Genomic DNA, 1,885 nt, shown 5'->3' on the forward strand with positions numbered 1-1,885 from the left:
TCGTTCTCCGTCAGTCCGAACTGGGTGATGCTGTCGACCACCTGAACCTCCCACTTGGGGAGTCCGTCCTTGGTCTTGTCCTGCGTCTGCGTGCCGAACTGCATCTTCGCGGCGCAGCTGAGGAACATGACCATGGAGAAGGTTCGGGCCTGGTCGACGTGGAAGATCGCGGGCATGGTGTGACTCCTTCTGACGGATCGTCATCTGCGGAACTGATGACTACGGGCTGTGCTGGGCTCTACGATGGACCCGCATCGCAGAATCTGTCAACCGAGTATCCGCATCGTTCCCCCCGAGAGGTCGCGTTATGACCCGCAGCAAGGCAGCAGTCTTCCGGTCTGATCTGCAACGACAGTTCCAATCGATCTCCGAGCTTTGCAGCTACCTCGGACATGCCGATGCGGCCATGGCGAGCGATCCGGCGGAGTGGCACCGGAACTTGATCCGGGCGTTGGCCGACCTGGCGGAAGCCGCGCAGAAGGCGGAGACGTCGTTGACCGTGAACGCGGTGAAGACCAAGGCCCTTACTCCCACGGAGGTTTCACGAGCTGCGAGGATCACCCGGAATGCTGTCTACAAGAGGATTGCTGCCGAGGAGAAGTGACGACGCATTGAAGGCCCCTGCCGAATTCGGCGGGGGCCTTTGATGTATCCCGGCGGGGGCCGGACCTTCCGCCGGAGGCGGTCAAGTTTTTTTGGGGTTCCGGGCTGAAGAAGTCTTTAACCGTTGCTGATCAACGGGGCCCCTCCGAGAGCAAGGAAGGGGGACGAGTGCTAACTACTGGGTGAGGGCATCCTGCCCTCTCCTTTGGCACAAGTATAAAGTCCCCCTTCCATGCTCTCGCCCCATTGATCACCAACGGTCAAACACTTCTCCAACCCTAAGCAGCATTCGAATCTGACGGTCCGTCAGGAGTTTCTGACGAGTCGTCAGGAGTGAGTTTCTTGACTGCCCAGATCTGATGTGCCGTCAGGAGTTTGACGAGTGCGGGAAAGCCTCCGCGTTCGACTGCTTCGAGGACTCGGGCTTCCAGGCCGTGAGCGACGACCATCTTCCATGCGGACTCCGCCAGCTCGGCCACCTCCCCGCCGGCCACTTCCTCGGCAGCGTGCTCTTCGTCGGTCATCTCGTCGACGCCGAGTCGGGCCTTGAGCCTGGGTGACCAGCGAAGCCATGACTTGCCCTTGGTCGCGTGCTCGTACTCGCGCCAGAGGTCGACGACCGCAGCGTCTCCGGTGGCAAGCAGGTACTCGATCATCTCGAACGGCGTGAGACTGCCGAGCTTGCCTTTCTTGAGATCACCGCGAGCAACCTCGTTCCCGATGTGCCGTCCGGAGTCCTGGGCTTTGGCGATGTATTCCCCGGCACCCTCAGCAGTCATGACCTTGTCCCACTTGACACCGTGTGCCTTATCGGCGGGAAAGCCGTGCTTCTTCGTCCAGGCCATCCAGAGCCGTTGCCAGCGAGCCATCATGTACGTGAGTTGCATGACGTCAGGTTCCGAGTCGAAGCAGACGATCACGTGAAGGTGCGGATGCCAACCGTTCTTTCCGTAGGTGATTTCACGGGAATTGATGGTGCCGATCTTTCCAGTGAGTTTCTTTTCCCGCTGTGCCATAACGCCGGTTCCGAGTTTGCGGAATGCGTCGTTGAGGGCTTCGAGGAGTTCGGCCAGGGCGTGACCTTTGGCGTGCCGAACGGTGAAGGTGACCATCCAGGCCGAGCCGCCGGACATGATGAGGCTGGCGACGCCGACCGCAATTTCGTTGGCCCTCTTGGCGCGGATCTTCGCCGAACACACCGGGCAGAGCCAGCCGTTCGCGCAGATGCAGAGCCCGGAGGCGTAGGCCCCCCCGTCGCGGACGTGGATCGTGACCCTGTCCG

General features: G+C 61.0%; 2 protein-coding genes. One reads left to right on the forward strand and one right to left on the reverse strand.

What is annotated here, in order from left to right; genetic code table 11:
- Positions 1-307 precede the first annotated feature (307 nt).
- The gene (locus tag ACFU9E_RS35435) at positions 308-604 is read left to right on the forward strand and encodes a hypothetical protein (protein ID WP_377852236.1); all 297 of its coding nucleotides are present in this window, start codon (positions 308-310) and stop codon (positions 602-604) included.
- Between the two features lie 277 nt (positions 605-881).
- Here ACFU9E_RS35435 and ACFU9E_RS35440 read toward each other — a convergent pair.
- A partial coding sequence (locus tag ACFU9E_RS35440; protein ID WP_380715695.1) for a protein rep occupies positions 882-1,885 on the reverse strand: 1,004 nt, incomplete at its 5' end.

The sequence above is a fragment of the Kitasatospora sp. NPDC057595 genome (assembly GCF_042800875.1).
GTDB lineage: Bacteria > Actinomycetota > Actinomycetes > Streptomycetales > Streptomycetaceae > Kitasatospora.